We start from the raw sequence: 25,348 nt of genomic DNA, 5'->3' as shown, positions 1-25,348 counted from the left end.
CACCGGTGAGTCATGCCACCAGCGAGAGCCGCGGCGAGGGCCGCTGGCTGCTGCGCTTCGAGGTCCACGTGCCGAGCGCGTACGAGGCCGTGTGGCCCGCCCTGACCACGGCGGACGGGCTGCGCGGCTGGCTGGCCGCGGCGGACGTACTGGAGCGCAGGCTGGGCGGGGCGGTCACCCTGCACTGGCTGAACGGCGGGTCGACGGTCTCCGGCCACGTCACGGCCTGGGACGTCGAGCGGGTCGTCGAGTACACGGTGGACGGGCACGGCCGGATGCGCTTCCACCTGGAGGCGGTGGGCACGGACTCGACCGTGATCCGCTTCCTCGACGAGCGGGCCGGGACGGACGAGGAGCGCCTCGACTGCCTGGCCGCCTGGCACCACCACTTCGAGCTGCTGGAATCCGCCCTCCAGGGTCATCCGACGGACTGGTCCCGGTGGACCGACGCCCGCTGGGCCGAGCTGCGCGCGTCCTACGGGTCCTTCTCCAGAACGTAGGCGCTGCGGGCGTGCGGATCGCCGTAGAAGAAGTACAGCTCCAGCGTCTGCCGGTGGTCGCGGCGCAGCTCGAACGTCCACTTGTAGAGGTCGGGCAGGCGCAGGCGCACGTGCTGGCCGTAGTTCCAGCCGGCGCGTTCGCGGCTGATGAGCTTCCAGGTGCCGGTGCCGGACAGGCGCCAGCCGTGGTCGTAGTCCCGCTCCTGCCCGTTGAGGAGGGTGACGGTGGCGCTCCCGTCGGCCCGGAAGACGACCTCGGTGCCGTCGACGCAGCGCCAGGTGCCGACGATCTCGTCGGTGCGGGCGTCGTAGACGGCGGGGGTGGCGTGGGCGGCGTACGGATCGCCGCCGGCCATGGCGAGCAGGGCGGCGACGGCGACCCCGTACGCGAGGAGATTGCGCAGGATCGTGTCGACGACCCGCGGCCCCCCGCTGTTCCTCGGCATCCGCACATTCTTGCAGCCGCCTTGAACGTGTTCAATGCCACACGGGCCGCAGCGGCGGCAGCTCCCCGTCACCGTTCAGCGTGCGCAGCAGACCGGTGAGTTCCCGGCGCAGGGCGGGGAGGTCGACGCGGGTGCCGAGCTCGGCCTCGAGCTGGTGCAGGATCCGCCCGGCGACGGCCAGGTGCTCCTCCGCGGCGGCGGTCAGCAGGCCATGCCGTGCGCGGGCCGCAGGTCGCCGTACCCGGCCGTGTCGAGCCGCCGGGTGAACTCGCCGATCAGCAGCTGGAACCCGAGCCCGAGCAGGAAGCCGAGTTCGAGGCCGGCGCCGGCGGCCCGGAGCACTCCGTCGACCGCGAGCAGGCCTGGACGGTCACCGCCGGCACCGTGGAAATCACCTCGGCCGGCCGCACGGAGAAGGTTGCCCCGCGTCCTGCCCTCGGCCCTGTGACGGGAGCCGTCAGTCCTTGTCCTTGTCCTTGTCGCGGTCCTCGTTCAGGGAGCGCAGGAACTCGGGGTTGTCGTCGGGGGCGATCCACTGGGTGCGGCGCGCGCGTCCGCCGCCCACCCCGGACCGCTGCCGGCCCGCGAACAGCCAGACCACCGGACCGACGATCGAGAACAGCAGGATGATGATCACCCACACCACCTTGGGGAGGTGCTTGACCTCTTCCTCCGGCGTGTTCAGACAGTCGATGAAGGCGTAGATGGTCAGCGCGATGATCAGCAGGAACGGCAGATAGCGCAGCACGGTGTGGGACCGACTCCCCAGCAGTGACGGGGGACCCGCCTCGGGCCCCGGTGACACTCCCAGGCTAGCCGGTGACGGATACTGGCCCCTATGGCTTACGACGATCTCCGCTCGCTGCTCCGGGCTCTGGAGCGAGAGGGCGACCTCAAGCGCATCAAGGCCGAAGTCGACCCGTACCTGGAGGTCGGGGAGATCGTCGACAGAGTGAACAAGGCGGGAGGTCCCGCCCTGCTCTTCGAGAACGTCAAGGGCTCGGCGATGCCGCTCGCCATGAACGTCTTCGGGACCGACCGCCGCCTCCTGAAGGCCCTCGGTCTCAAGTCGTACGGCGAGATCAGCGAGAAGATCGGCGGCCTGCTCAAGCCGGAGCTCCCGCAGGGGTTCATCGGCGTGCGCGAGGCCTTCGGCAAGCTCGGCTCGATGGTGCACGTGCCGCCGAAGAAGGTGAAGGGCGAGTCGGCCCCCGTCCAGGAGGTCGTCCTCACCGGCGACGACGTGGACCTGGACGCCCTCCCGGCGCTCTTCACCTGGCCCAAGGACGGCGGGTCCTTCTTCAACCTCGGCCTGACCCACACCAAGCACCCCGAGACCGGCGTGCGCAACCTCGGGCTCTACCGGCTCCAGCGCCACGACAAGCGCACCATCGGCATGCACTGGCAGATCCACAAGGACAGCCGCAACCACTACGCGGTCGCCGCCAAGCGCGGCGAGCGCCTGCCGGTCGCGATCGCCTTCGGCTGCCCGCCGGCCGTGACGTACGCCTCGACCGCGCCGCTGCCCGGCGACATCGACGAGTACCTCTTCGCCGGGTTCGTCGCGGGCAAGCGCATCGAGATGGTCGACTGCAAGACCGTCCCGCTCCAGGTCCCGGCCAACGCCGAGGTCGTCATCGAGGGGTGGCTGGAGCCGGGCGAGATGCTGCCGGAGGGCCCCTTCGGCGACCACACCGGCTTCTACACCCCGCAGGAGCCCTTCCCGGCCCTGAAGATCGACTGCGTGACGATGCGCAAGCGCCCGCTCCTCCAGTCGATCGTCGTCGGCCGCCCGCCCACCGAGGACGGGCCGCTCGGCCGTGCGACGGAGCGTTTCTTCCTCCCCCTGCTCAAGATCATCGTGCCGGACATCGTGGACTACCACCTGCCGGAGTCGGGCGGCTTCCACAACTGCGCGATCGTCTCGATCGACAAGAAGTACCCCAAGCACGCCCAGAAGGTCATGCACGCCATCTGGGGCGCCCACATGATGTCGCTGACCAAGCTGATCATCGTCGTGGACTCCGACTGCGACGTCCACGACCTGCACGAGGTTTCCTGGCGGGCCCTCGGCAACACGGACTACTCCCGCGACCTCACGGTGGTCGAGGGCCCGGTCGACCACCTCGACCATGCCTCCTACCAGCAGTTCTGGGGCGGCAAGGCGGGCATCGACGCGACGAAGAAGCTCCCCGAGGAGGGCTACACCCGCGACGGCGGCTGGCCCGACATGGTGGAGTCCGACCCGGCGACGGCGGCCCTGGTGGACCGCCGCTGGAAGGAGTACGGCCTGTGAGCCCGATCGTTGTGGGGGGTCCCGAGCTCTTCCTCGGCGCCGGTGAGGTCTACGTGGCCCTGCTGCGCCCGGAGATCGACCCGGCGGACCCGGCCGTCCGGCTGGCCGCCGAGCAGGCGGGCGTCACACCCGAGGAGTTCGCCGGCCCCGGCGACGTCTGGGCGCTGATGTACGAGGACGGGGCCGGCCCGGGTGAGTTCGAGCTGCCCGGCGCGCGGGACGTCGAGGCGGACGGCTTCGCGGAGCAGTTCCAGGCCGCCCTGGCCTCGGGCGAGCCGTTCACGGTCGAGGCCGGGGACTTCCTGCGCCTCGACGCCCGCCCGGCCGCCGACGCCTGGCGGCTGACCGCCCGGATCAGCCCGCCCGAGGACGAGCAGGACGGCGCTGCCGGCCCCCGGACCCTGGAACTCGGCGCGCTCCCGGCAGCCCGGCTCCTCGCCGACCTCGAAGACTTCCGGAGCGCACTCGCATGATGACAACCGCCGACGGGGTGATCGGGTCCGGCCCGGCGCCGCGGCCGACCGGCAAGGTGAAGGCGTTCCTGCGGCTCGTGATGATCGAGCACTCGGTCTTCGCGCTGCCCTTCGCCTACATCGCGGCGCTGACGGCCATGTTCCGGCTCGACCGCACCATGCACTGGGCCGAGCTGCTGCTCGTCACCGTCTGCATGGTGGGGCTGCGGACCTTCGCGATGGCCGCCAACCGGATCATCGACCGGGAGATCGACGCCCGCAACCCGCGCACCGCCGGGCGCGAGCTCGTCACGGGCGCCGTGTCCGTACGGTCGGCCTGGACCGGGGCCGGGATCGCGCTGGCCGTCTTCCTCGGGTCGGCGGCGCTGCTGAACCCGCTGTGCCTGGCGCTGGCGCCGGTCGCGGTGGTCCCGATGGTGGTGTACCCGTACGGCAAGCGGTTCACGAACTTCCCGCACGCCATCCTGGGCCTCGCCCAGGCGATGGGGCCGGTGGGCGCCTGGCTGGCGGTGACGGGGGAGTGGTCCTGGGACGCGGTGATCCTGGGCCTGGCGGTGGGCGTCTGGATCGGCGGCTTCGACCTGATCTTCGCCTGCCAGGACGTGGCGGCGGACCGCGCGGACGGCGTCAAGTCGGTCCCGGCCCGTTTCGGCGTCCCGGCGGCCCTGTGGGGCGCGCGCGGCGCGCACGTGGTGACCACGACCCTGCTGGCCTGGTACGCGCTCGCGACGGACGCGGGCCCGTTCTTCTGGTTCGGTCTGCTGATCGTCGTCGCCGCGTTCCTGTACGAGCACACGATCGTGAAGCCGCACGACCTGTCGCGCCTGAACCGCGCCTTCTTCACGGTGAACGGGTTCATCGGCATGGCCCTGTTCGTCTGCGCCCTGGCGGACCTGGTGGCCCGGGGCCTGTCCCTCTGACGGACACCCCCGGGGCCGGTGCCGGTGCTCGGGGCACCTTACTCAGCGTCGTCCGCCAGTGGCCGGATAGTCTCGGAGCTATGACTGACGGCAAGCGCACCCCGTGGGTGGTCGGGGTTTCCGGGGCGTCCGGGACGCCGTACGCGGCGGCGGTGATCCGGGGACTGCTGGCGGCGGGGGAGAGCGTGGACCTCGTGGTCAGCCGTGCCTCGCGGCTGACGCTCCTCGACGAGACGGGCATCGCGTTCCGCGACGCGCACTGGCGGGACGATCTCGCCGCCTGGCTGGAACGCGGGGCGGACGGCAGGCCCGTGACGTTTCCGCGGCCGGAACTGGACGACGTCCGCCACTGGAGCGCCGGGGACCTGGCCGCCGGGCCGAGCTCGGGCTCGTATCCCGTGAAGGGGATGCTGATCGTGCCGGCGTCCACGGCCTGTGTGGCGGGAGTGGCGCTCGGACTGTCGAAGGACCTGCTCCAGCGCGTCGCGAGCGTGACGCTCAAGGAGCGGCGCCGACTGGTGGTCGCGGTGCGGGAGACCCCGCTGAACGGGCAGACGCTGCGGCATCTGGTGGCGCTGGACGAGGCGGGCGCCGTGGTGCTGCCCGCCTCTCCGGCGTTCTACGCGGGTGCGACGCACATCCAGGACCTGGTGGATTTCGTCGCGGGGCGGGTGCTCGATGCGGCAGGGGTGCCGCACCGGCTTTACCGCAGGTGGGAGGGGGAGCTCGGTGGAGCGTCCCGCCCCCGGGAGGCAAGCGGTGACTAGCGCTTCTTGTCGGTGCGCAGCTTGCGGGTCCGGTCGACGCGGTGGGCCGCGGCGGGCTGGTCGGTGCGGGATCGGTTGGCCAGCTCCTGAAGCTGTCGCATGTGCGCGTAGGCCATCTCGATCGTGTACACGGTGAACCACTCCTGATGTCGTCAGATCAGCGAGATCATCGCCGATCTGTTGAAAGATTCACAGGGTGTTGACCCTGTGTGCCTTTGATTCTATACGTAAACTTGCGGGATCGCCGAATAATGGAAGGCTCCAGGTATATGGACGCGGTGGACAGGCAGCTCATCCAGGCACTTCGTGAGAACGGACGTGCCTCGTACGCGGAGCTCGGCCGGCTCGTCGGCCTCTCCGGCCCCAGCGTCACCGACCGGATCAACCGGCTCGAATCGGCCGGCGTGATCACCGGCTACCGGGCGACCGTCAACGCGGCCTCGCTCGGCCTCGGCGTCACGGCGCTCATCGGCATCTCCCTGTCCGACGCCGCGGACCACGAGGACGTGGCCCGCCGCCTGCGCGACCTGGCGGAGATCGAGGACTGCTGGTTCATCGCCGGCGACGACTCGTACATGCTCAAGGTCCGCGCGGGCGACGTGGACGGGCTGGAGCGGATCATCCGCAAGCTCTCCAGCACCAAGGGCGTCTCCCGCACCCGCACCACCATCGTGCTCTCCACCAAGTGGGAGAACCGGGTCGGGGACCTGCCCGAGGAGGGCTAAGAGTACGGTTGCGGGGTCGGGCAAGGCAGGCGGCAGGACAGACAGATGGACAACCGAGGAGGCGACCGGCCGATGGACGCTGGGCTCAAGCGTGAGCTGGAGGAGAAGGTCCGCTCCGGCGAGCGGCTGACCCGTGAGGACGGCATCGCCCTCTACGAGTCCGACGACCTGGCCTGGCTGGGCGGCCTCGCCCACGAGGTGCGTACGCGCAAGAACGGCGACGTCGTCCACTTCAACGTGAACCGCCACCTCAACATGACGAACGTGTGCACCGCCTCGTGCGCCTACTGCTCGTTCCAGCGCAAGCCGGGCGAGAAGGACGCGTACACGATGCGCATCGAGGAGGCCGTGCGCCTGGCCAAGGCCATGGAGAACGACAACCTCACCGAGCTGCACATCGTCAACGGCCTGCACCCGAGCCTGCCGTGGCGGTACTACCCGCGCTCGCTCTCCGCGCTGAAGGAGGCGCTGCCGAACGTCTCGCTGAAGGCGTTCACGGCGACCGAGATCCACCACTTCGAGACGATCTCCGGCATGTCGGCCTCCGACATCCTGGACGAGCTGATCGAGGCCGGTCTGGAGTCGCTCACCGGCGGCGGGGCGGAGATCTTCGACTGGGAGGTCCGCCAGCACATCGTCGACCACAAGACCCACTGGGAGGACTGGTCGCGCATCCACCGCCTGGCGCACTCCAAGGGCCTCAAGACCCCCTCGACCATGCTCTACGGGCACATCGAGGAGCCGCGCCACCGCGTGGACCACGTACTGCGGCTGCGCGAGCTCCAGGACGAGACCGGCGGCTTCCAGGTCTTCATCCCGCTGCGCTACCAGCACGACTTCGTGGACATGCAGGACGGCAAGGTCCGCAACAAGCTCCAGGCGCGCACGACGATGGCGACGGGCGCGGAGGCCCTGAAGACCTTCGCCGTCTCCCGGCTGCTGTTCGACAACGTGCCGCACGTCAAGGTCTTCTGGGTCATGCACGGCGTGCAGACCGCCCAGCTGGCCCTCCAGCACGGCGCGGACGACATGGACGGCTCGGTCGTCGAGTACAAGATCACGCACGACGCGGACAACTACGGCACGCCGAACAAGCTCGGCCGTGACGATCTGCTGGAGCTGATCCGCGAGGCCGGCTTCCGCCCGGTCGAGCGCAACACGCGCTACGAGATCATCCGCGAGTACCCCGGCCCGGACGCGGACCTGCGCGAGACCCCGCAGGCGATGCGCGTCTGACGCCGCAGACTTACCGAAGGCCCCGGTCCCACGAGGACCGGGGCCTTCGGCGTATCTGTTTGCCGGGGGTGATGGGTAATAGATAATCTCTGCCCATGGCCCTTACTTTCACCTTCGATCCGGTAGCCGACCCCGCCCTGGCCGAAGGCATCGCCGCCCTGTGGGTCGACGCCTCCAACGCCGGCGGCGCGGTCGGCTTCGCGTCGGAGATCACCCTGGACGACGTCCGCCCCGAGGTGGCCAAGCACTTCGCCGCGGTCGCCGAGGGCCGCAGCAGCCTGCTCGTCGGGCGCGATGCCGCGGGGCGGGTCAGTGCCTTCGCGGTCATCGCCCGCAACGCGCACGACCTCCAAGCGCACTGGGTGTGGGTCTACGCCGTGATGGTCCACCCCGAGCTGCAGGGCCGGGGCGCGGGCCGCGCGCTGATGGCCGCTGTGGAGGAGGCCGCCCGCTCGCTCGACGGCATCGAGGCGGTGCGGCTCGGCTGCCGCGGCGGCCTGGGCCTGGAGCACTTCTACGCGGCCTGCGGCTACAAGGAGGTCGGCCGCGTCCCGGGCGCCATCCGGGTGGCCCCGGACGACGACCGGGACGACATCACGATGCTGCTGCCGCTGCGGTGACCCCCCGGCGGCGACCCCGGCGGGTTTGTCCGTACCTGCGCCGTGCTTCACTGGACGGGCACGCAGTCGACCGAGTGCGCGTACCGACGAGAGAGAAGGGGTCACCGTGTCCCTCAAGCCGAGCGCGACGATCCGCTACACCGCGATGCGGCTGGGCATCTTCGTCGGATGCCTCGTCCTGGTCGCCGTCCTGGTCAACGTGGGCTGGGTCCCCGCCGGTCTCGGCGACGCCAACCCCGTCTGGGTCGTGCTCCTCGCCCTCGTGATCTCCGCGCCGCTCTCCTTCGTACTGCTGCGCAAGCAGCGCGACGAGATGTCCGCGCAGATCTCCGGACGCGTCGCCGGCGCGAAGGAGAAGCTGGCCGCGAACCGCTCCCAGGAGGACGCGGCCGACGACGCCGCCCGCGCGTAGGTTCCCGCGCACCCGTTAGCTGCGTCACACTCCGAACCGCACCGAACCACCCCGAACCGCCCCCGCGCCTGGACTGCCCTGTGCGCGGGGGCGGTTCGGCGTTTCGCGGTGCGCCCCTGACTCAAAGTGCACCTTTGAGATCCTCAAAGGGAAAGTGTTAGCGTGTTAAACATGTTGACCACAGTTGCGCACAAGATGACCGCGAGCGTCCCGCTCGTGGCGCGCCTGCACGTCGACCTCTGCCGCCGCGTGTCCGCGGCCTGTTGTGGCTGTCGCTGAGCCCACGCCGTTCTTCCTCTTCCCCCCTCTTTGCGCATCCCCACCGGAGTGTGTCCGTGTCCGCGACCCCTCAGGCCCCCGCCAAGGCCTCCTTCAAGTTCCCGTTCTGGGCCCAGATCGTCACCGGTCTCGTGCTCGGCGTCCTGTTCGGCTGGCTCGCCCGCAGTCAGGACGTCAGCTGGCTCGCCAAGACCCTTGAGCAGGTCGGCGACATCTTCGTCCAGCTGCTGAAGCTGGCCGTGGCCCCGCTCGTCTTCTTCGCCATCCTGGTGTCGATCACCAACCTGCGGAAGGTGAACAACGCCGCCCGCCTCGCCTCGCGCACGCTGCTCTGGTTCATGATCACCTCGCTGATCGCGGTCGGCATCGGCCTCGCGATCGGCCTGCTGACCAACCCGGGCGCCGGCACGGGCCTCACCCCGCAGGACGGCAAGCTGCCCAAGCGCACCGGCTCCTGGCTCGACTTCCTGACCGGCATCGTGCCGACGGACGTCATCACGCCGTTCACCGAGCTGAACGTGCTCCAGATCGTCTTCATGGCCGCCGTCGCCGGTATCGCCGCCCTCCAGCTCGGCGACAAGGCCCAGCCGATCCTCACCGTCGCCGAGTCGGTCCTGGAGCTCCTCCAGAAGGCCCTGTGGTGGGTCATCCGCCTCGCCCCCATCGGCACCGTCGGCCTGATCGGCACCGCGATCGCCTCGTACGGCTGGGAGCTCATCGGCAAGTACGCGACCTTCACCGCGGACGTGTACATCGGCTCCGCGCTCGTGATGTTCGGCGTCTACCCGCTGCTGCTGGCCACGGTCGCCAAGGTCAACCCGATCCAGTTCTTCAAGGGCGCATGGCCCGCGATCCAGCTGGCCTTCGTCTCCCGCTCCTCGGTCGGCACGATGCCGGTCACGCAGAAGGTCACCGAGCGCCTCGGCGTCCCGAGGGAGTACGCCTCCTTCGCCGTCCCGTTCGGCGCGACGACGAAGATGGACGGCTGCGCCGCGATCTACCCCGCGCTCGCCGCGATCTTCATCGCGCAGATCTTCGACGTCCAGCTGACGATCACCGACTACCTGCTGATCGCCTTCGTCTCGGTGGTCGGCTCGGCCGCCACGGCCGGCCTGACGGGTGCCACGGTCATGCTGACCCTGACCCTCTCCACCCTGGGCCTGCCCCTGGAGGGTGTCGGCCTGCTGATGGCGATCGACCCGATCCTGGACATGATGCGCACCGCCACCAACGTCGCCGGCCAGGCCCTGGTCCCGGTCGTGGTCGCGGCCCGCGAGGGGATCCTGGACAAGAAGGCCTACGAAACGGCCTCCTCCTCCCCCCTGGACGAGCCGGCCACCGACCGCACCCCGGTCCCGGTAGCCGCGTAACCGCCCGCCCACCCCGCGGCCCCCGCCCCCGTCCGGGCGGGGGCCGCGGCGCGTTCGGCGGCCGGCGCTCACCCGAAGCCCCGCAGGTACACGCGGCTGCTCCGGTCGTCGACCCGCGCCACCGCCACGACAGTGCGATCGCCGTACCGGACGAGCTCGTTGGCGAGCGGTCGAGGCCGGTCAGCCCGGGGACGCGCCGCAGAGGTAGGCGACGGTGCCGAGGGTAAGGGGGAGGGCGTACCACCAGCGGTTCATCGTCCGGCGGTAGACCGGGAGGAGGGAGAGGAACAAGCCGGCGAAGCAGAGGCACAGGGCCACGACGCCCATCGAGAGAGCTTCGTCGCGCGCGCGGTGGTCCTCGGCCGCGATCGGGTCGGCCGCCAGCAGCAGCGTGCAGAGGTACAGCGCGGGCAGGTGGACGAGGACCAGCGGGACGCCCAGCACCCACTGGAGACAGCCGCGGTCCTCGGGCAGGTCCATCGATGAGGGCACGAGAGAGGATCCTACGGTTCCCACATGCCGACGAGGCCGTCCCCGAGGCTGCGCCTATAGTCAGTCGCTGTTGACCAACTGGCCGTGGGTGGGGGACTGGTGACGGTACGGGAGATGCGTGCGGCGGCGCAGGTGATCGGGCGGCGCAACGCGCTGCGCTACCTGGCGATCGGGTTCGGGGCCTCCCTGGTCGCGGCGTGCGGGGGCAAGGGCAAGGATCCCCTGCCCGGGACGCCGCCGGCCTCGGCCGCCCCGGCGACCGGCGGCACGCCGACCGGCCGCACGCCGAGCGGTTCAGGGGGTGGGGTCGTCGCCCGCGCCTTCGACGCGTTCATCAAGGGCGACTGGAACCTGGAGTCGACCACCCCGAACGGCAAGACCGTGAAGGGGAAGGCCACCGTCAACGCGGACGGCGGCGGAAACTCCGGCTGGACCATCACCTGGACCGGCGGCCCCGCCCCGGTCACCTGGAACGGGGGCTGGCTGCTGCGCGGCGGCCACCTGGTGCTCGATGTGTACGAGGCCCCCAAGGGGGTGGACCGGCTGACCGGCGGCCAGGCGTTGACGGTCCCCAAGGAGGTCGGGGACGACGTCTCGCTCACGTTCCCGTGGCAGCCGCCGGGGCACAAGGACGCCAGTGACGGCCAGGTGTTGAAGGTGACGTACAAGAACGACGTCCTGCGGATCGTGCACAGCGAGGGCGGACACAGCGAATCGGTGCACGTCTGCACCCGCGCCTGAGCCGTCGCCGTCAGCTGCCGCAGGCGTGGGCCACGAACCCGGCCCACGCGCCGGACCCGACCGCCAGATGGCCGCGCTCGACGTCCTTGGAGTCCCGGACGAGGACGGCACCGGGGGTGCTGGCCACCTCGACGCAGTCGTTGATGTCGCCGCTGTCGCTGTAGCTGCTCTTGAACCACTCCGGTTCGGACGCGTGGATCATGTCTCTCCCAGCACTTGCTCGATGAATGCGACGGACTCCCGTGGCGTGAGAGCCTGGGACCGGATCATGGCATGGCATTGGTCGAGGACCCGGACCTGCCTCGGATCTGAGACGGGGCGGCCGTTGAACGCCCCTTCGGAGCGCCCCACCGCCGATCCGTCCGCGAATTTCATCAGTTGGATCAACCCACCCATTCCGGCATGCTCTTCGAGATGGGTCGGCATGACCTGGATCGTGACGTGCCGGAGCTCGGCAAGCTCCAGCAGGCGTTCGAGCTGCCCACGCATCACCATTGTCCCCCCGATACGGCGCCGCAGGGTCACCTCTTCCTGGACGAAGCACAGAGCGGGCGCGGGGACGCGTTCGAAGATCGACCGTCGCGCCATGCGCGCGGTCAGACCACGTTCCACCTCTTCCGTCGTCTGCGGAGGCTGCCACATCTCGAACAGGGCCCGCGCGTAGTCGTCCGTCTGCAACAAGCCATGGATGTTGTGGTTGCCGTAAGCGGACAGTTCGACCGCTCGGCCTTCCAGCTTCACCAGATCCCGGACCTTCTTCGGGTAGCGGACCTGTTCCAGGTCGGCTTTCATGGCGGCGATCTTGCCCCCCGCCCCCAGGACTTCATCGGCCCGATCCAGGTACTCGGGGCGGGGGATCCTCTTCCCCGCCTCGACCTTGCGTACCTGGTCCTCCCCGTACTGGATGGCCGCCCCGAACTCGGCCGTCCGCATGCCGGCCGACGCGCGCCATGCCTTCAGCTGGCGGGCCAGCGCGGCGAGCACCGCCACGCCCTGTTCGTCCTCCGGGTCCACGTCCCAGCCGGGCTCTTCCGTACCGTCACTGCCGTCCACGCCCATGCGCGCCCACCTCCGACGAGCCGATGTCTCAGCGCCCCGTACCCGTCACCCCGGTCCGGACAGCCGTGACAGCGCTGGACAAGCGCCGGACAAACGCGGGACGTACAGACGATGTCGCTTCCCACGGTACGCACGCCCGGCCACGCTGAGTGACGTGATTCCTCAACTCGCCGACTTTCACGTCCAGCTGTCCGCGACCCCGCGCGGGGCTCGACTCGGGCGCATGCTCGCCATCGAACAACTCCGCTCCTGGGGCATGCCCTTGGAGGCGCCGGGGCAGATCATCGCGGAGCTCTCGGCCAACGCGATCACCCATGGTCGCGTGCCGGGCCGGGACTTCAGGCTCGCCCTCACCCTCACCCCCGGGACGCTGCTGATCGAGGTGAGCGACACCCGGGGTGACCGTATGCCGGAGATCCGCGACACGGGCAGGGGTCTGGTCCTGGTGGAGGCGCTGGCCGACCGTTGGGGCGTAAGGGAAGGACCGGTCCCGTCCAAGGTGGTGTGGGCGGAGCTGTCGCTCGCGGCCGGGTTCCGGGTTACCGCGATCCGGCGTGCTTAGACGCATAAGGACCCAAAGAACCGGCAGGAAGAACCAACCGACCCGACCCCACCGGTCCGCGTCGCTCGGTCGGGTGAACTGTGCCAACTGAGCTGGATTAGCAGCCGGTTGGCGGGCATATGCTCGCCCCGACAACCGCAGACATGAGACGGCCCCCGACGGGACTGCAATCCCGGCCGAGGGCCTGACCAACTAGGAAGTAAGCGGCTTCCCAATGGCTCTTGAGCACCCTAGCGCGCCCACGCGCACCTCGCCCGGACTTCACCCGGGGACCCCCCGATCCGGTGTCATCCACGTCAACAGGCGACATGCGAGTCACTTCACCGTGGTCGGCAACCACCTCCTCCAGCACCGCGGGCTGTCGGCGACGGCGATCGGCGTGGCGGGGTACATCCAGTCGCTGCCGGAGGGCGCGCCGATCGGCATCAGGGCTCTGGTCGCCCGCTTTCCGGAGGGCGAGATGCGCATCAGCGCCGCCCTCCGCGAGCTGGAGCGCCACGGCTACCTGGAGCGCCGCCGCGAGCGCCTGGACACGGGCCGGGTGGTGACGCGCACCTACTCGTACAACCAGCCGAACCACCCCACCCCGGGCGCCCCGCCCCCGCCCCCACCGGCCCGCGAGCCCGATCCGGAGCCGGGCCCGGCCGACCCCCGGGGTGCGGCCGAAGGAGCGGATCCGGGGCCCGCCCCCGTACCGGCCGGGGAGCCCGCCCCCGTACCGGCCGGGGAGCCCGCGCCGCCGCCGCAGGCCCCCGTATCCGAGGCGGTCCCGCGCCCCCTCCACCCCGGGGCGGCCGGTCTGCTCGCCGGGCTCCGCCTCCACGACCCGCGCCTGCTCCTGTCCGAGCGCGACGTACAACGCCTCGCGCCCGACGTCTCGGCCTGGCTGGACCGTGGGGCCGACCCCGCGGCGGTCGGGCTGACCCTGTCCGCGAACCTCCCCGAGCGGATGCGCAGCCCCGCCTCGGTACTCGCGTACCGGCTCAAGGCGCTGCTCCCACCGCGCCTCCCGGCGCCCCCGGCCCCCACTCCGGTCAGCAGGCCGGACCCCTTCCAGACCTGCGACGGCTGCGACCGGGCCTTCCGGGCCCCCCATCCCGGCCGCTGCCGCGACTGCCCGCCCCCCGGGTCCCGCGCCGCAGCCTGACCTCCGGCCGTCCTAGCCCTGCCCCTGCCCCTTGGCCTTGCTCTTGTCCCCGTCCTTGTCTTTGTCCTTGTCCTTGCCTCCGTCCCCGTTCCCGTCCTCGCCCTTGTGCTCGTCGCCGTCGCCGAGGCGGGCCGTGAGGAGGTTGGGGTTGGTCGTGAGGTTGAGGTAGGACGAGCTCGTCACGTAGACGGTCTTCTCCGGGTCCTTCTGCTTCTCCTTGCCCTCCTTGTCCTGCTTGTCCACCGTGGCGTCAGTGCCGTCCTTGCCGTCCTTGCCGTCCCTGCCGTCCTTGTCGTCCTTGCCGTTCGGCTTTTCGAACACCGCCACGGCGGTCGGGTTGGACAGCCCGTCCGGTGCGGTGAGGACGATGACGTGGGTGCCGTTCGGGCGGACGAGCGCGACCTCGTGCTCCCTGATCAGCGCGGCGAGCACCGTGTCGTCCTTCCCGGTGAAGGCGAAGTCGTCGATGGAGCCGAGTCCGGCCGCCCTGGTCTCGATCGTGCCGGCGCTGCCGTCGCGGCGTACGGGGATGCGCAGCAGGGTCTGGCGGTCGGTGTTGGACACCCACACGGCGCCGTTGTGGATCTTGATGCCGTTGGCGCCGACCCGGTAGCCGTCGCCGGTGGTGAGCGGCTGGAGCACGTCACCCGCGGCCCAGATCGTGGCCGTGCCGCCCTTCAGCGGGACGCGCCAGACGAGTCCGCGGGCCGTGTCGGCCACGTAGAACACGCCGAGCTTCTCGTCGAGGGCGAGGCCGTTGGGGAGCGAGTCCGCCGGAAGCTGCGCGATCTGGACGGGCGTACCGCCGTGGGGTCCGATGCGCCAGATGCCGGTCTCGCTCGTTCCGGTGGCGTAGTTGACGTACAGGGTGCCGTCGTGTGCGCGCACGATGCCCATCACCACGGCCGAGCGGAAGAGAGGGGTCTGCGGGTTCGGCACGGCGGGCAGTTCCGCAAGGAGCCGGGCGGACCCGTGCTTGTCGACGCGGACGACCTGCCGGGCCAAGGACAGGGTCAGGTTCGCGGCGCCGTCGGGTTCGAGGGCGATGTTCTCCGGCGTCTGCCCGGCGGTCCGGCTGAACTGCGCGACGATGCGCGGATCGGACAGGGTCGGCTCGCCGGCCGACGCGGCGGCGGGGACGAGCAGGACGAGGGCGGCGGCGGCAGTGGCGGCGGTGGCCAGGCGGGGGAGTCGGGGCACGGGGCTCTCCTTGGGCGGCGCGAGGTGCCGGGGAACGCGGCACAAGGAAGAGGTGACGTCCCGGCAGGCCGATCCCCCGGCAGCCACGGCCGGAAGGTCGCCTGCTCGGTTGACGACTTGGGGCCGGTTGGCACTGGGGCCGTGGCGACGATGCCGACCGAGCCGGTACGGCCTTCAGCGGGCCCGCTGCACCCGGCGCTCGTCCCAGACCGGCTCCGGGGTCTCCCTGACCACCCCGTCCGAGCCGAAGACCAGGTAGCGGTCGAAGGAGCGGGCGAACCAGCGGTCGTGCGTCACCGCCAGCACCGTGCCCTCGTACGCCGCCAGCCCTTCCTGGAGCGCTTCGGCCGACTCCAGGTCGAGGTTGTCCGTCGGCTCGTCGAGGAGCAGGGCGGTGCTGCCCGCCAGCTCCAGCAGCAGGATCTGGAAGCGGGCCTGCTGGCCTCCCGACAGCTTGTCGAAGGGCTGGTCGCCCTGGCGCTCCAGCTCGTAGCGGCGCAGCGCCGACATCGCCCCGCCGCGGTCCTTGGCGTGCTCCGTCCACAGGATGTCGACGAGGGTGCGCCCCATCAGCTCGGGGTGGGCGTGCGTCTGCGCGAAGTGGCCGGGGACCACCCGTGCGCCCAGCTTCCACCCCCCGGTGTGGGCGACGTCCCCGCCCGCCAGCAGCCGCAGGAAGTGGGACTTGCCCGAGCCGTTCGAGCCGAGGACCGCCACCCGTTCCCCGTAGAAGACCTCCAGTGAGAACGGTTTCATCAGCCCCGTGAGCTCCAGCTCCTCGCAGACCACCGCCCGTACCCCCGTCCGGCCGCCCTGGAGGCGCATCCGGATGTCCTGCTTGCGCGGCGGCTCCGGCGGCGGCCCGATCTCCTCGAACTTGCGCAGGCGGGTCTTGGCCGCCTGGTAGCGCGAGGCCATCTCGTCGCTGCGCGCCGCGTACTGCTGCATGTCCTGTACGAGCCGCTTCAGCTGGGCGCGCTTCTCGTCCCAGCGGCGGCGCAGCTCGTCGAAGCGCGCGAACCGCTCCTCCCGTGCCTCGTGGAAGGTGGCGAAGCCGCCGCCGTGCACCCATGCGTCGGATCCGGCCGGGCCGGGCTCCACCGCGACGATCCGCTGGGCGGCCCGCGCCAGCAGCTCCCGGTCGTGGGAGATGAACAGGACCGTCTTGCGGGTCTCGCGCAGCCGCTCCTCCAGCCACCGCTTGCCCGGGACGTCGAGGTAGTTGTCCGGCTCGTCCAGCAGGAGGACCTCGTCCGGCCCGCGCAGCAGCGCCTCCAGCACGAGCCGCTTCTGCTCGCCGCCCGACAGCGTGCGCACCTCACGGAACTGCGCCCGGTCGTACGGCACGCCGAGGGCCGCCGTCGTGCACATGTCCCAGAGGGTCTCGGCCTCGTACCCGCGGGCCTCGGCCCAATCGCTGAGCGCCTGCGCGTACTTCAGCTGGGCGGCCTCGTCGTCCACCGTCATGATCAGGTGTTCGGCGGCGTCCACGGCCGCCGCGGCCGTCCGGATCCGCGGCGGCGACACCGACACCAGCAGGTCGCGGACCGTGCGGTCGTCCCGTACGGAGCCGACGAACTGGTGCATGACGCCGACCCCGCCGCTGGTGGTGATCGTTCCGCCGTGCGGCCGGAGTTCGCCCGAGATCAGCCGGAGCAGGGTCGTCTTGCCCGCGCCGTTGGCGCCGACGAGGGCCGCCACCGAACCTTCACCGACTCTGAACGAGGCATCGCCGATCAGTACACGCCCGTCGGGCAGGTAGTACTCCAGGTGCGAGGCTTCCAGATGTCCCATGTCCTGAACCCTGCCGCGCGGCGCGGCGGGGGCACAACGCGTTTTCGGTGCACGGGGTGCACGGGGTGCACGCGGTGCGAGTGGTGCGGGGGGTGTGGAGGAGTGGGGTGGGTTCGTCCAAGGGGTGCGCAGGGGCTGGTCAGAGGGGTTACCCGTGCGTAGATTACCGGCGGTAACTCCGGAGTCGAGTCCAGTCGAGGAGACCGTCGTGGAAGCCGTGCCGCCCCAGCAGGTGCCGCACCAGCAGGTGCCGCCCGCCCTGGTACCGCCCGTCCTGACCGTCGTCGACGGGGTGGTGCGGGAGGCGGCCGTGCCGGCGCTGGCCGGCGTGCCGGTGAGCGGATCGCTCGGGGACATCCCGTACCAGAACGCCCGCGAGGCCCCCGGCGAGGTGGTGCTCGCCCGCAAGGAGCGCGACGGCAGCTGGCGCGACGTCACCGCCGCCGAGTTCGCGGCCGAGGTGACGGCCGTCGCCAAGGGCCTGATCGCGGAGGGGCTGCGCGAGGGGGACCGCCTCGCGATCATGGCCCGGACCACCTACGAGTGGACCCTGCTCGACTTCGCGGCTTGGGCCGCCGGGCTGGTCACCGTACCGATCTACCCGACCTCCTCCGCGCTCCAGGCCCGCTGGATCATCCAGGACTCCGGGGCGGTCGCCTGCGCGGTCGAGGACACCGCGCAGGCCCGCATCATCAGTGCCGAGCGGGCCAACCTGCCCTGGCTGGCGCACCTGTGGGAGTTCGACACGGGCGCGGTGGCGCGGCTGGTCAAGGCCGGGGAGGACCTGCCCGACGCCGTCGTGCACGCGCGCCGGTCCGCCCGTACGCCGGACTCCGTGGCCACGCTCATCTACACGTCCGGCACGACGGGGCGGCCCAAGGGCTGCGTGATCACGCACGCCAACTTCTTCGCCGAGGCCGACAACGCGGTCGAGCTCCTGCACCCCGTCTTCAAGTCCGCTACCACCGAGGCGGCCTCGACGCTGCTCTTCCTGCCGCTCTCGCACGTGTTCGGGCGGATGGTGGCGGTGGGGTGCATGCGCGCGCGGGTCAGGCTCGGACACGCGCCGAGCATCGCGACCGAGGAGCTGCTCGCCGACCTCGCCGGGTTCCGTCCGACGTTCCTGCTGGCCATCCCCTACGTACTGGAGAAGGTCTACAACACCGCCCGCGCGACGGCCGAACGGATGGGCCGTGCCTCGTCGTTCGACCGTGCGGCGCGGATCGCCCAGCGGTACGGGGAGCTCGCCGAGGGCGGGAGCCCGGGGGTGAGCCTGCGGGCGGCCCGGGCGCTGTACGACCCGCTCGTGTACCGGCGGATCCGGGCGGCGCTGGGCGGGCGCGTGCGGTACGTCCTGAGCGGGGGCTCCCCGCTGGGGCGCCGGCTCGCGGCCTTCTACACCGGCGCCGGGATCGACGTCTTCGAGGGGTACGGACTCACGGAGACGACCGGGGCCAGCACCGTGACCCCGCCGCTGAAACCGCGGCTCGGGACGGTGGGGTGGCCGCTGCCGGGAACCGCCGTGCGGATCGCGGACGACGGGGAGGTGCTGCTGTGGGGGCGGCACGTGTTCGCGGGGTACTGGAACTCGGGGGAGGCGGTCGGCGGCTGGTTCGCGACCGGGGACATAGGGGAGCTGGACGGCGAGGGCTACCTGACGATCACCGGCCGCAAGAAGGACCTGATCATCACCTCCGGCGGCAAGAACGTCGCCCCGGCCCCGCTGGAGGACTGGCTGCGCGCCCACCCGCTGGTCGGCCAGTGCATGGTGATCGGCGACAACCGCCCGTACATCACGGCGCTGATCACCCTGGAACCCGAGGGGCTGGCGCACTGGCGGCAGATGCACAAGAAGACGGCGATGCCGATGCGCGAGCTGGTCCGGGACGAGGAGCTGCGGGCCGAGCTCCAGCGCGCGGTGGACGAGGCGAACCGCCTGGTCTCGCGCGCGGAGTCGATCCGTCGCTTCACGGTCCTGCCGGCCGACTTCACGGAGGCGGCCGGACACCTGACGCCGTCCCTGAAGCTGAAGCGCGCCAGGATCGCCCGCGAGTTCGACCGCGAGATCGAAGCGCTCTACCGGCGGGCCTGACGCCCTCGCCCCCGGCGCCGTCCCGCGTGTCCGGGAACCGCGACGGGCCGGCCGGGGTGAACCGGCCGCCCTTCTGGACGGGCGTCGCGGGGCGGTCGCGGTGTGGGCCTTGGGTTACGCCGTGGCGGAGCGGGCGGAGCCGGCGGAGGTGAGGGAGGTGATGGCGGTGAGGCCGGCTTCGGCGATCTTGACGTCGTCCGACCAGTGGCCGCCCGAGACTCCGATGCCGCCGACCAGCTGGCCGTCGACGACGATCGGCAGGCCGCCGCCGAACGTGACCAGGCGGTCGATCCCGGTGCGGGCGCCCGGCGCGAGCTGGACGTCGTTCTCTACGAACTCGTGCCAGTCGGTGGTGCTCAGGCCGAAGGCGGCGGCTGTGTAGGCCTTGTCCTGGGCGATCTGAATGGTCATCAGCCCCGAGCCGTCCATCCGCGCGAAGGCGCTCAGGTGGCCGGACTCGTCGACCACGGCGATGGCGAACCGCAGCTCGGTCTCCCGGGCCGCGGCGAGGGCGGAGTCGACGATGGCGCGTGCGAGGTCGTTGCCGAGGGCGGGGCGGGTGCGGACGGCACTCATGGTGAGCTCCTTGCGGAAGAGCGGTTATTCGTATGCATGCAGCTAACAGCATGCTGATAGGTACACGCAAGCTGCCTGTCATCTCGACGGGGCCTGGTGACCGTCTCCTACACTCGGCGCATGCACTACTCCGAGCGGCTGCTGATCCACATCAAGCAGGCCGAGCGCATCACGCAGGCCGCCAAGGAGGCCGCGGTGCGCGAGGCCGGGATCACCGCTGCTCAGCAGGCGGCCCTCGCCGTACTCAGCGAGAACCCCGGGATCAACGCCGCCGAGCTCGCGCGCAAGCTCTCGGTGACCCCGCAGACCATGAACAGCCTGCTCGGCCGGCTGGAGGCCCGCGGCCTCGTCGCCCGCACCCCGCACCCGATCCACGGCACGCTCATCGAGATCCGGCTGACCGAGCGCGGCGAGGAGGTCTTCGCCCAGGCCGACGCGCTGGTGGCGAAGCTCGACGCCCGCCTCGCCGAGGGGCTCACGCCGGACGAGGTGGCAGCCGTACGCGACCTCCTCGCCCGCATCGTCCGCAACGCCGGTACCCCGGGCCGCTGAGGCCCGGGGCCCGGGTGCCGATGGCGGGGGCAAGGGGGCCCGGGGCCCGGGGCCGGTTTCCGGGACCCGGTCGCCCGTCCCTCAGCAGTCGGCGTGCGTCGGGCGGTCCGCGAAGCGGTCGGCGAGCCAGTTCCCCGCCGCCACCGAGTGCGTGATCGCGCCGCTGACGTGCTCACCGGCCCAGATCGTCTGCCACTCGACGTTCGCGCCCTTCGCACACCACTCCGAGCGCAGCTGCCGCCCCACCGCGTACGGGATGAGCTCGTCGCCGAGGGCGTGGTACTGGTACACCGGCGCGGCCGGGGCCGTCCGCCCCAGCCGGCTCTGGTTCAGCCGGGCCTGCCAGTCCGGCTGTTCGAGCGGGTTGCGGGTCGTGAGGTCGGAGATCCGCTTGAAGGAGCCGGCGATGGCGTCGATGGCCACGCAGTTCTCCCGCATTCCGGCGACCAGCGCCTTGCCCGCCGGGTTGAGGTACGAGTCGAGCCGCAGCTCCGGGAAGGCCGCGTCCTGCCCCGCCGCCGCCATGAAGATGAGCCCCGAGCCGTACGAGCCGTTGTTGAAGTCGGCCACCTTCAGCAGGTCGGCCGGGACCCCGCCCGTCGCCGTGCCCTTCACGTTCAGCTCGGGGGCGTACGAACCCTGCAGCTCGGCGGCCCAGCCGCTGGCCTGGCCGCCCTGGGAGTAGCCCATGATGCCGACCGGGGTGTCCGCAGCCAGCCCCGTCCCCGGCAGGCGGGTGGCCGCGCGGGCGGCGTCGAGCATGGCCCGCCCGGCCGACGGGCCGACCGTGTACGTGTGCACCCCCGGCGTGCCGAGCCCCTCGTAGTCGGTGACGACCACGGCCCAGCCGCGCAGGGTGAGCTGCTGGATGAGGTTGGCCTCCATGGCGGTGCCGTAGGGGAGGTTGTTGCTCGGGGCGCAGGAGTCGCCCATGCCGACGGTGCCTACGGCGTACGTGACGAGCGGCCGCGGGCCGGTCCGGCCGTCCTGCGGGACGATCACCGTGCCGGAGACGGTGTCCGGGAGGCCGTCGGCGGTGGTGGACCGGTAGTGGATCTTCCACGCCTTGGTGCCGGTCGGCTGTCCGGGCAGCGGATGGAAGGCGGACGGGGCGACATCGACGATGTCTCCGGGGCGGCCGGCTCCGGTCGCGCCTTCGGTGTCGCCTTCGGTGGCGGCTTCGGTGGCGGCTCCGGGGACGGTCGCGGTGGGGGCGGCGGACGCCGTGACGGGGGCCGTAAGTGACAGGGCCAGTGCGGCCAAGACCACGGGGATGCGCAAACGCATGGGCGGCTCTCCCAACGAATCGTTTTCGTGCGGGGGATGGGTGAGGAGAACGTAGTGACCGACCGGTCGGAACGTCGCTGACCGCGCAGCTCACCTTTCCTGACCCGCCTTCACACCCCGCCCTCACGGCCCGGCCCCTGCCACCCGTACGTGCGTGGGACGCGCCCGGCTCAGCCGCCCGACGCGATGCGGTACGCGCCCGGGGTCGTGCCCGTCCAGCGGCGGAACGCGCGGTGGAAGGCCGTGTCCTCCGAGAAGCCGAGGCGGGCCGCCAGCTCCGCTATCGGCTCGGTGCCCTCCGCCAGCCCCGCGATCGCCGCGTCCCGCCGGACGTGGTCCTTCAGCTGCTGGAACGAGGTGCCCTCCTGCCGCAGCCGCCGCCGCAGCGTCGCCGGCGACACCGCCAGCCGCGCCGCCACCTCGCCCAGCGCCGGCAGTCGCGGGGAGGTCCGCAACTGCCCCGCCAGGGCCCGGCGGACCTGCTCCGCGACCGTCGTCCCGTACTCCGGCCGCGACAGCAGGTCGAAGGGGGCCCGCCGCAGCATCGCGTCCATGGCCGCCTCGTCCCGTACGAGCGGTGCGGTCAGCCAGTGCGCGTCGAAAGCGGCCCCCGTCCGGTCGGCCCCGAAGCGGACCGGGCAGTCGAACAGGACCTCGTACTCCGCCTCGTGCGGCGGCGGTGGATAGGCGAACGCCGCGTACGCCAGCGGGATCCGCCGCCCGATCAGCCAGCTGCTCAGCCGGTGCCAGATCGCGAGCACGCACTCGGTCAGGAACCGCTCCTCGTCCCGCGCGAAATCGTTGCGCACCGTGAAACGAGCCTCGGCGCCCACCACTTCCAGCAGCAGCTCCGGGCCGCCGGGGAAGAGACCGTAGAAGGTCGCGGCACGCTCCACCGCCGAGCCGAGATCCCGGCAGCCCAGCGAGGCGTGACACATCATCGCGAACGTGCCCGGGCGGCTCGGCACCGCCGACAGGCCGAGGAACTCGTCCTGCGTGGTCCGGTACAGCGCCCGGAACAGCCGGGCGAACTGGGCCGGCGTGATCCGTGCCCGGTCGTCGCCGAGCAGCAGCGGCGGGATCTGCGCCTCTTGGAGCAGCGGCACGGTGTCGATGCCGCCGCGCGCCGCCCCCGCGAGCACGGCACGCACGTGGTGCACGGTGATCGTCCGCCTCCCCATGGCACGACGGTAGCCCGGATGAGCGCTCGGGTCAGGGGTCGTGACGCTTCCGGTCATGCCGTACGGGGGCTTTGGCTGCCTAGCGTCGGTCGGACGTACGCGCGCCGTGCGCCGTACGCCGTACGGACCCCAGGGAGGCGAACGCGATGGACGCTGTGCGACCGGAGACGCTGGCGGTGTTCACGGAGTGGACGGGGGAGCGGTACGGCGGCGAGACCGCCCTGCGCCACCGGGACCCGGACGGGGACGGGGGCTGGGCCACCGTCACGTACTCCGCACTCCACGAGCGCGTACGGCGCACCGGGCGGGCGCTGATCGGGCTGGGGGTCGGGCCCGGAGAGCGGGTGGCGGTCCTGGCCGAGACCCGCCCGGCGTGGACGTACACCCACTTCGGGATCATGGCGGCGGGCGCCGTCCTGGTACCGGTCTACCCGACGGCGGGGGAGGAGGAGCTGGCCTGGGTCCTCTCGGACGCGGAGGCGGTGGCCGTCGTCTGCGACGACGCGGCGCAGGCGGACCGGGTGGAGGCGCTGCGGGCGAAACTGCCGGCCCTGCGGGCGGTCGTACGGATGGACGCGCTGGCCGAGATGGAAGCGGCCCCGGAGGCGGAACTCCGGGAGCGGGCACGGCGGGTGACCCCGGAGTCGGACGCGTCGATCATCTACACCTCGGGGACGACGGGCCTGCCGAAGGGGTGCCGCCTCACGCACGGCAACATCGGCGCCGTCCAGGACGCGACGCGCCCGCTGATCCACGGCGGACCGGGCGATTCCACGTACCTGTACCTGCCGCTGGCGCACGTGCTGGCCCAGCTGATCCAGTTCACGACCCTGCTGGCCGGCGGGGAGCTGTGCTACTTCGGCGGCCGGATCGAGGACGTGCTCTCCGAGCTCGCCGAGGCGAAGCCCACTCACCTGCCGTCCGTACCGAGGCTGTTCGAGAAGGTGCACTCGGTGATGCTGTCGATGGCCGAGTCGCGGGAGGGCGGCGCCGAGCGCTTCCGGGAGGCGGTGCGGCTCGGGGTGCTCGCGGCGGAAGGAAGGCTTCCGGAAGCCGACCGGCCGGCCTACGAGGAGGCCGAGAAGAACCTGTACTCGCTGGTCAGGGGCGCCTTCGGGGGCCGGCTGAACCAGGCGGTGACCGGCGCGGCGCCGATCGCCCCGGCGACCATGGACTTCCTGCGGGCCTGCGGGATCACCATCTACGAGGGCTACGGGATGACCGAGACCGCCGGGCTGATCAGCCTGAACCACGCGGAAGCCACCCGCCACGGCACGGTCGGCCAGCCCATCGAGGGCTGCGAGGTCCGCATCGCGCAGGACGGCGAGATCCTGGTCCGCGGGCCGATGGTCTTCCCCGGCTACCACGCGAACCCCGCCGCCACCGAGCGGGTCCTGGACGAGCAGGGCTGGCTGCACACCGGGGACCTGGGGGCACTGGACGCCGACGGGTACCTGTCGATCGTCGGCCGCAAGAAGGAGCTGATCATCACCTCGGCGGGGAAGAACATCACGCCGACGGAGGTCGAGTTCGCCGTCCAGCGCTCCCGGTACGTCTCTCGGGCGGTCCTCATCGGTGACCGCCGGCCCCACCCGGTCGCCCTCGTCACCCTGGACGCGGAGGAGATCGGGGCCTGGGCCCGCCGGGAGGGACTGGAGGCCTTCGACCCGGCCGCGGCCGCCGCCCACCCCGCGGTCCGGGCCCTGGTCGAGGAGGCGGTCGAGGCGGCCAACGCCACGGTCTCCCGCCCGGCCCGCATCCGCGCCTTCCACATCCTGCCGGAGGAGTTCACCATCGAGGCCGGCACGCTGACCCCGACCCTGAAACTGCGCCGCAAGGCGGTGGCGGAGCGCTACGCGGCGGAGATCGACGCGCTGTACGCCTAGGCGGTGGCCGTAAGGCGGTGGGCGGGCCCTCAGCCGACTCGTCGGGTCCGCCCGCCACCCCTCGCGGTAGCGCGCTTCCTTCGCGCAGCCGCACGCCGCACCTTCGCAAAACACGGCGCATCGCGAGGTTGTGCTGACGCGTGGGGCCCTCGATCCGCCGGACCCGGGGCAACGCGGTGAACACGTACCAGGTGAGCCAGGTCGGGGCCCGTCCTCCCAGTCCCCGCTCCCGGCGCCGGGGGCCTCACTCCTCCCCGGTCAGCGCCTCGTCCTGCTGGATCAGTACCTGCTCCCAGGCCACCGCGTGCCGGTCCCGGGCCGCCTCGTCGTGGAACCCCGCGTGCCTCAGCCGTACATGGGTGCCGATCGGGTGCGGGAGGAGTTCCACGGTGACCACCGTCTCGGCGCCCTCCGTACCGCCCCTGCCCGTCACCCACGTCAGCTCCACCAGCCGGTTCGGGACCAAGCGCAGGAAGCGCCCGTAGTGCGGGTGCCTGGTCCTCGGGCCCTCCGGCTCCGGTGCGAACTCCGTCTCGAAGAAGAACGGCGCGTTCACCTCGGCCCGCATCAGGACCGAGCCGGGAGCCGCGAACCAGCGGTCCAACTCCTCGGTCCATCCCGCGTACAGGGTGTGCTCGGTGGCGATCATCGACCGTTCGACGGTCAGCTCGTGGGGACGGTCCGACAGGTCGGGGACGCGGACCGGCTCGATGGTGGTCATGGCATCCCACCGTA

The 25,348-nt window shown here is 71.5% G+C and carries 29 protein-coding genes; 16 read left to right on the top strand and 13 right to left on the bottom strand.

Annotated elements, in window-relative coordinates:
• Positions 1-5 precede the first annotated feature (5 nt).
• Positions 6-500: an SRPBCC domain-containing protein gene (locus ACS04_RS01040; RefSeq protein ID WP_425337805.1), complete on the top strand. Its 495-nt coding sequence runs from the start codon at positions 6-8 to the stop codon at positions 498-500.
• Here ACS04_RS01040 and ACS04_RS01035 read toward each other — a convergent pair.
• From ACS04_RS01035 to ACS04_RS01030, 3 genes are all read right to left on the bottom strand, one after another.
• Positions 476-946, bottom strand: coding sequence for a hypothetical protein (locus ACS04_RS01035; protein WP_053080656.1), 471 nt, complete (start codon positions 944-946; stop codon positions 476-478). The two genes, ACS04_RS01040 and ACS04_RS01035, sit on opposite strands and share 25 nt — an antisense overlap.
• Positions 947-1,147: 201 nt before the next feature.
• The gene (locus ACS04_RS39125; RefSeq protein WP_245236231.1) at positions 1,148-1,288 is read right to left on the bottom strand and encodes a hypothetical protein; all 141 of its coding nucleotides are present in this window, start codon (positions 1,286-1,288) and stop codon (positions 1,148-1,150) included.
• A gap of 115 nt (positions 1,289-1,403) precedes the next feature.
• Positions 1,404-1,694 carry a PLD nuclease N-terminal domain-containing protein gene (locus tag ACS04_RS01030; RefSeq protein ID WP_048474520.1) on the bottom strand — a complete coding sequence of 97 codons (291 nt, stop codon included), beginning with the start codon at positions 1,692-1,694 and terminating at the stop codon, positions 1,404-1,406.
• Between the two features lie 90 nt (positions 1,695-1,784).
• On the opposite strand from ACS04_RS01030, the gene ACS04_RS01025 reads away from it, so the two are divergent.
• The 4 genes from ACS04_RS01025 (at position 1,785) to ACS04_RS01010 (ending at position 5,402) form a co-directional block, all read left to right on the top strand.
• The gene (locus tag ACS04_RS01025) at positions 1,785-3,242 is read left to right on the top strand and encodes a menaquinone biosynthesis decarboxylase (protein WP_048474519.1); all 1,458 of its coding nucleotides are present in this window, start codon (positions 1,785-1,787) and stop codon (positions 3,240-3,242) included.
• The gene (locus tag ACS04_RS01020; protein ID WP_048474518.1) at positions 3,239-3,715 is read left to right on the top strand and encodes a hypothetical protein; all 477 of its coding nucleotides are present in this window, start codon (positions 3,239-3,241) and stop codon (positions 3,713-3,715) included. The genes ACS04_RS01025 and ACS04_RS01020 overlap by 4 nt, the downstream gene beginning before the upstream one ends.
• Positions 3,715-4,635: a menaquinone biosynthesis prenyltransferase MqnP gene (mqnP, locus tag ACS04_RS01015; protein ID WP_048474626.1), complete on the top strand. Its 921-nt coding sequence runs from the start codon at positions 3,715-3,717 to the stop codon at positions 4,633-4,635. The genes ACS04_RS01020 and mqnP overlap by 1 nt, the downstream gene beginning before the upstream one ends.
• An 80-nt stretch (positions 4,636-4,715) precedes the next feature.
• Positions 4,716-5,402, top strand: coding sequence for a UbiX family flavin prenyltransferase (locus ACS04_RS01010; protein ID WP_048474517.1), 687 nt, complete (start codon positions 4,716-4,718; stop codon positions 5,400-5,402).
• On the opposite strand, the gene ACS04_RS39975 is transcribed toward ACS04_RS01010, so the two are convergent.
• The gene (locus ACS04_RS39975) at positions 5,399-5,533 is read right to left on the bottom strand and encodes a hypothetical protein (protein ID WP_268257432.1); all 135 of its coding nucleotides are present in this window, start codon (positions 5,531-5,533) and stop codon (positions 5,399-5,401) included. The two genes, ACS04_RS01010 and ACS04_RS39975, sit on opposite strands and share 4 nt — an antisense overlap.
• 138 nt (positions 5,534-5,671) lie before the next feature.
• On the opposite strand from ACS04_RS39975, the gene ACS04_RS01005 reads away from it, so the two are divergent.
• The 5 genes from ACS04_RS01005 (at position 5,672) to ACS04_RS00985 (ending at position 10,044) form a co-directional block, all read left to right on the top strand.
• A complete protein-coding gene (locus tag ACS04_RS01005) occupies positions 5,672-6,127 on the top strand; it encodes an Lrp/AsnC family transcriptional regulator (RefSeq protein ID WP_030161227.1) in 456 nt (151 codons plus the stop codon).
• Positions 6,128-6,199: 72 nt separating this feature from the next.
• Entirely contained in the window at positions 6,200-7,363 is a 1,164-nt protein-coding gene (gene mqnE, locus ACS04_RS01000) for an aminofutalosine synthase MqnE (protein WP_048474516.1), read from the top strand.
• 95 nt (positions 7,364-7,458) lie between these two features.
• A complete protein-coding gene (locus ACS04_RS00995; RefSeq protein WP_048474515.1) occupies positions 7,459-7,983 on the top strand; it encodes a GNAT family N-acetyltransferase in 525 nt (174 codons plus the stop codon).
• Between the two features lie 145 nt (positions 7,984-8,128).
• The gene (locus tag ACS04_RS00990) at positions 8,129-8,395 is read left to right on the top strand and encodes a DUF4229 domain-containing protein (RefSeq protein ID WP_048474625.1); all 267 of its coding nucleotides are present in this window, start codon (positions 8,129-8,131) and stop codon (positions 8,393-8,395) included.
• Positions 8,396-8,724: 329 nt separating this feature from the next.
• Positions 8,725-10,044: a dicarboxylate/amino acid:cation symporter gene (locus ACS04_RS00985; protein WP_078864326.1), complete on the top strand. Its 1,320-nt coding sequence runs from the start codon at positions 8,725-8,727 to the stop codon at positions 10,042-10,044.
• Positions 10,045-10,224: 180 nt separating this feature from the next.
• Here ACS04_RS00985 and ACS04_RS00980 read toward each other — a convergent pair whose 3' ends face one another.
• Positions 10,225-10,536, bottom strand: coding sequence for a hypothetical protein (locus ACS04_RS00980; RefSeq protein WP_158977150.1), 312 nt, complete (start codon positions 10,534-10,536; stop codon positions 10,225-10,227).
• An 84-nt stretch (positions 10,537-10,620) separates the two neighbouring features.
• On the opposite strand from ACS04_RS00980, the gene ACS04_RS00975 reads away from it, so the two are divergent.
• Complete coding sequence (locus ACS04_RS00975; protein WP_158977148.1) at positions 10,621-11,277, top strand: hypothetical protein; 657 nt, start codon at positions 10,621-10,623, stop codon at positions 11,275-11,277.
• Between the two features lie 10 nt (positions 11,278-11,287).
• Here the strand turns inward: ACS04_RS00975 and ACS04_RS00970 are convergent, their stop codons facing one another.
• Both ACS04_RS00970 and ACS04_RS00965 read right to left on the bottom strand, forming a co-directional pair.
• The gene (locus tag ACS04_RS00970) at positions 11,288-11,479 is read right to left on the bottom strand and encodes a DUF397 domain-containing protein (protein ID WP_048474511.1); all 192 of its coding nucleotides are present in this window, start codon (positions 11,477-11,479) and stop codon (positions 11,288-11,290) included.
• On the bottom strand, positions 11,476-12,336 hold the full coding sequence (locus ACS04_RS00965; RefSeq protein ID WP_048474510.1) for a helix-turn-helix domain-containing protein: 861 nt from the start codon (positions 12,334-12,336) through the stop codon (positions 11,476-11,478). The genes ACS04_RS00970 and ACS04_RS00965 overlap by 4 nt, the downstream gene beginning before the upstream one ends.
• Before the next feature lie 223 nt (positions 12,337-12,559).
• Here ACS04_RS00965 and ACS04_RS00960 point away from each other — a divergent pair, with 223 nt between their 5' ends.
• Entirely contained in the window at positions 12,560-12,898 is a 339-nt protein-coding gene (locus ACS04_RS00960; protein WP_342449350.1) for an ATP-binding protein, read from the top strand.
• Positions 12,899-13,223: 325 nt separating this feature from the next.
• Complete coding sequence (locus ACS04_RS00955; protein WP_245236229.1) at positions 13,224-14,045, top strand: helix-turn-helix domain-containing protein; 822 nt, start codon at positions 13,224-13,226, stop codon at positions 14,043-14,045.
• A gap of 12 nt (positions 14,046-14,057) precedes the next feature.
• Here ACS04_RS00955 and ACS04_RS00945 read toward each other — a convergent pair whose 3' ends face one another.
• Both ACS04_RS00945 and ACS04_RS00940 read right to left on the bottom strand, forming a co-directional pair.
• A complete protein-coding gene (locus tag ACS04_RS00945; protein ID WP_063839218.1) occupies positions 14,058-15,245 on the bottom strand; it encodes an NHL repeat-containing protein in 1,188 nt (395 codons plus the stop codon).
• Positions 15,246-15,419: 174 nt separating this feature from the next.
• Positions 15,420-17,039, bottom strand: coding sequence for an ABC-F family ATP-binding cassette domain-containing protein (locus ACS04_RS00940; RefSeq protein ID WP_048474507.1), 1,620 nt, complete (start codon positions 17,037-17,039; stop codon positions 15,420-15,422).
• A 232-nt stretch (positions 17,040-17,271) separates the two neighbouring features.
• On the opposite strand from ACS04_RS00940, the gene ACS04_RS00935 reads away from it, so the two are divergent.
• Positions 17,272-19,131, top strand: a complete 1,860-nt coding sequence (locus ACS04_RS00935; RefSeq protein WP_048474623.1) for an AMP-dependent synthetase/ligase — start codon at positions 17,272-17,274, stop codon at positions 19,129-19,131.
• A 114-nt stretch (positions 19,132-19,245) separates the two neighbouring features.
• On the opposite strand, the gene ACS04_RS00930 is transcribed toward ACS04_RS00935, so the two are convergent.
• On the bottom strand, positions 19,246-19,707 hold the full coding sequence (locus ACS04_RS00930; protein ID WP_048474506.1) for a GlcG/HbpS family heme-binding protein: 462 nt from the start codon (positions 19,705-19,707) through the stop codon (positions 19,246-19,248).
• 120 nt (positions 19,708-19,827) lie between these two features.
• Here ACS04_RS00930 and ACS04_RS00925 point away from each other — a divergent pair, with 120 nt between their 5' ends.
• Positions 19,828-20,259, top strand: coding sequence for a MarR family winged helix-turn-helix transcriptional regulator (locus ACS04_RS00925; protein ID WP_048474505.1), 432 nt, complete (start codon positions 19,828-19,830; stop codon positions 20,257-20,259).
• Positions 20,260-20,340: 81 nt separating this feature from the next.
• On the opposite strand, the gene ACS04_RS00920 is transcribed toward ACS04_RS00925, so the two are convergent.
• Together ACS04_RS00920 and ACS04_RS00915 are read right to left on the bottom strand one after the other, a co-directional pair.
• Positions 20,341-21,546: a lipase family protein gene (locus ACS04_RS00920; RefSeq protein WP_048474504.1), complete on the bottom strand. Its 1,206-nt coding sequence runs from the start codon at positions 21,544-21,546 to the stop codon at positions 20,341-20,343.
• A 170-nt stretch (positions 21,547-21,716) separates the two neighbouring features.
• Positions 21,717-22,727, bottom strand: a complete 1,011-nt coding sequence (locus ACS04_RS00915) for an AraC family transcriptional regulator (protein ID WP_048474503.1) — start codon at positions 22,725-22,727, stop codon at positions 21,717-21,719.
• Between the two features lie 146 nt (positions 22,728-22,873).
• Here ACS04_RS00915 and ACS04_RS00910 point away from each other — a divergent pair, with 146 nt between their 5' ends.
• Positions 22,874-24,613, top strand: coding sequence for an AMP-dependent synthetase/ligase (locus ACS04_RS00910; protein ID WP_048474502.1), 1,740 nt, complete (start codon positions 22,874-22,876; stop codon positions 24,611-24,613).
• Positions 24,614-24,857: 244 nt separating this feature from the next.
• Here ACS04_RS00910 and ACS04_RS00905 read toward each other — a convergent pair whose 3' ends face one another.
• Positions 24,858-25,334: an SRPBCC family protein gene (locus tag ACS04_RS00905; RefSeq protein WP_048474501.1), complete on the bottom strand. Its 477-nt coding sequence runs from the start codon at positions 25,332-25,334 to the stop codon at positions 24,858-24,860.
• Positions 25,335-25,348 lie beyond the last annotated feature (14 nt).

Source organism: Streptomyces roseus (assembly GCF_001044425.1).
In the GTDB taxonomy this organism is placed as follows: domain Bacteria; phylum Actinomycetota; class Actinomycetes; order Streptomycetales; family Streptomycetaceae; genus Streptomyces; species Streptomyces roseus.
Note: the sequence above shows the minus strand (reverse complement) of the source record. Positions and strands in the feature narration are given on the sequence as shown.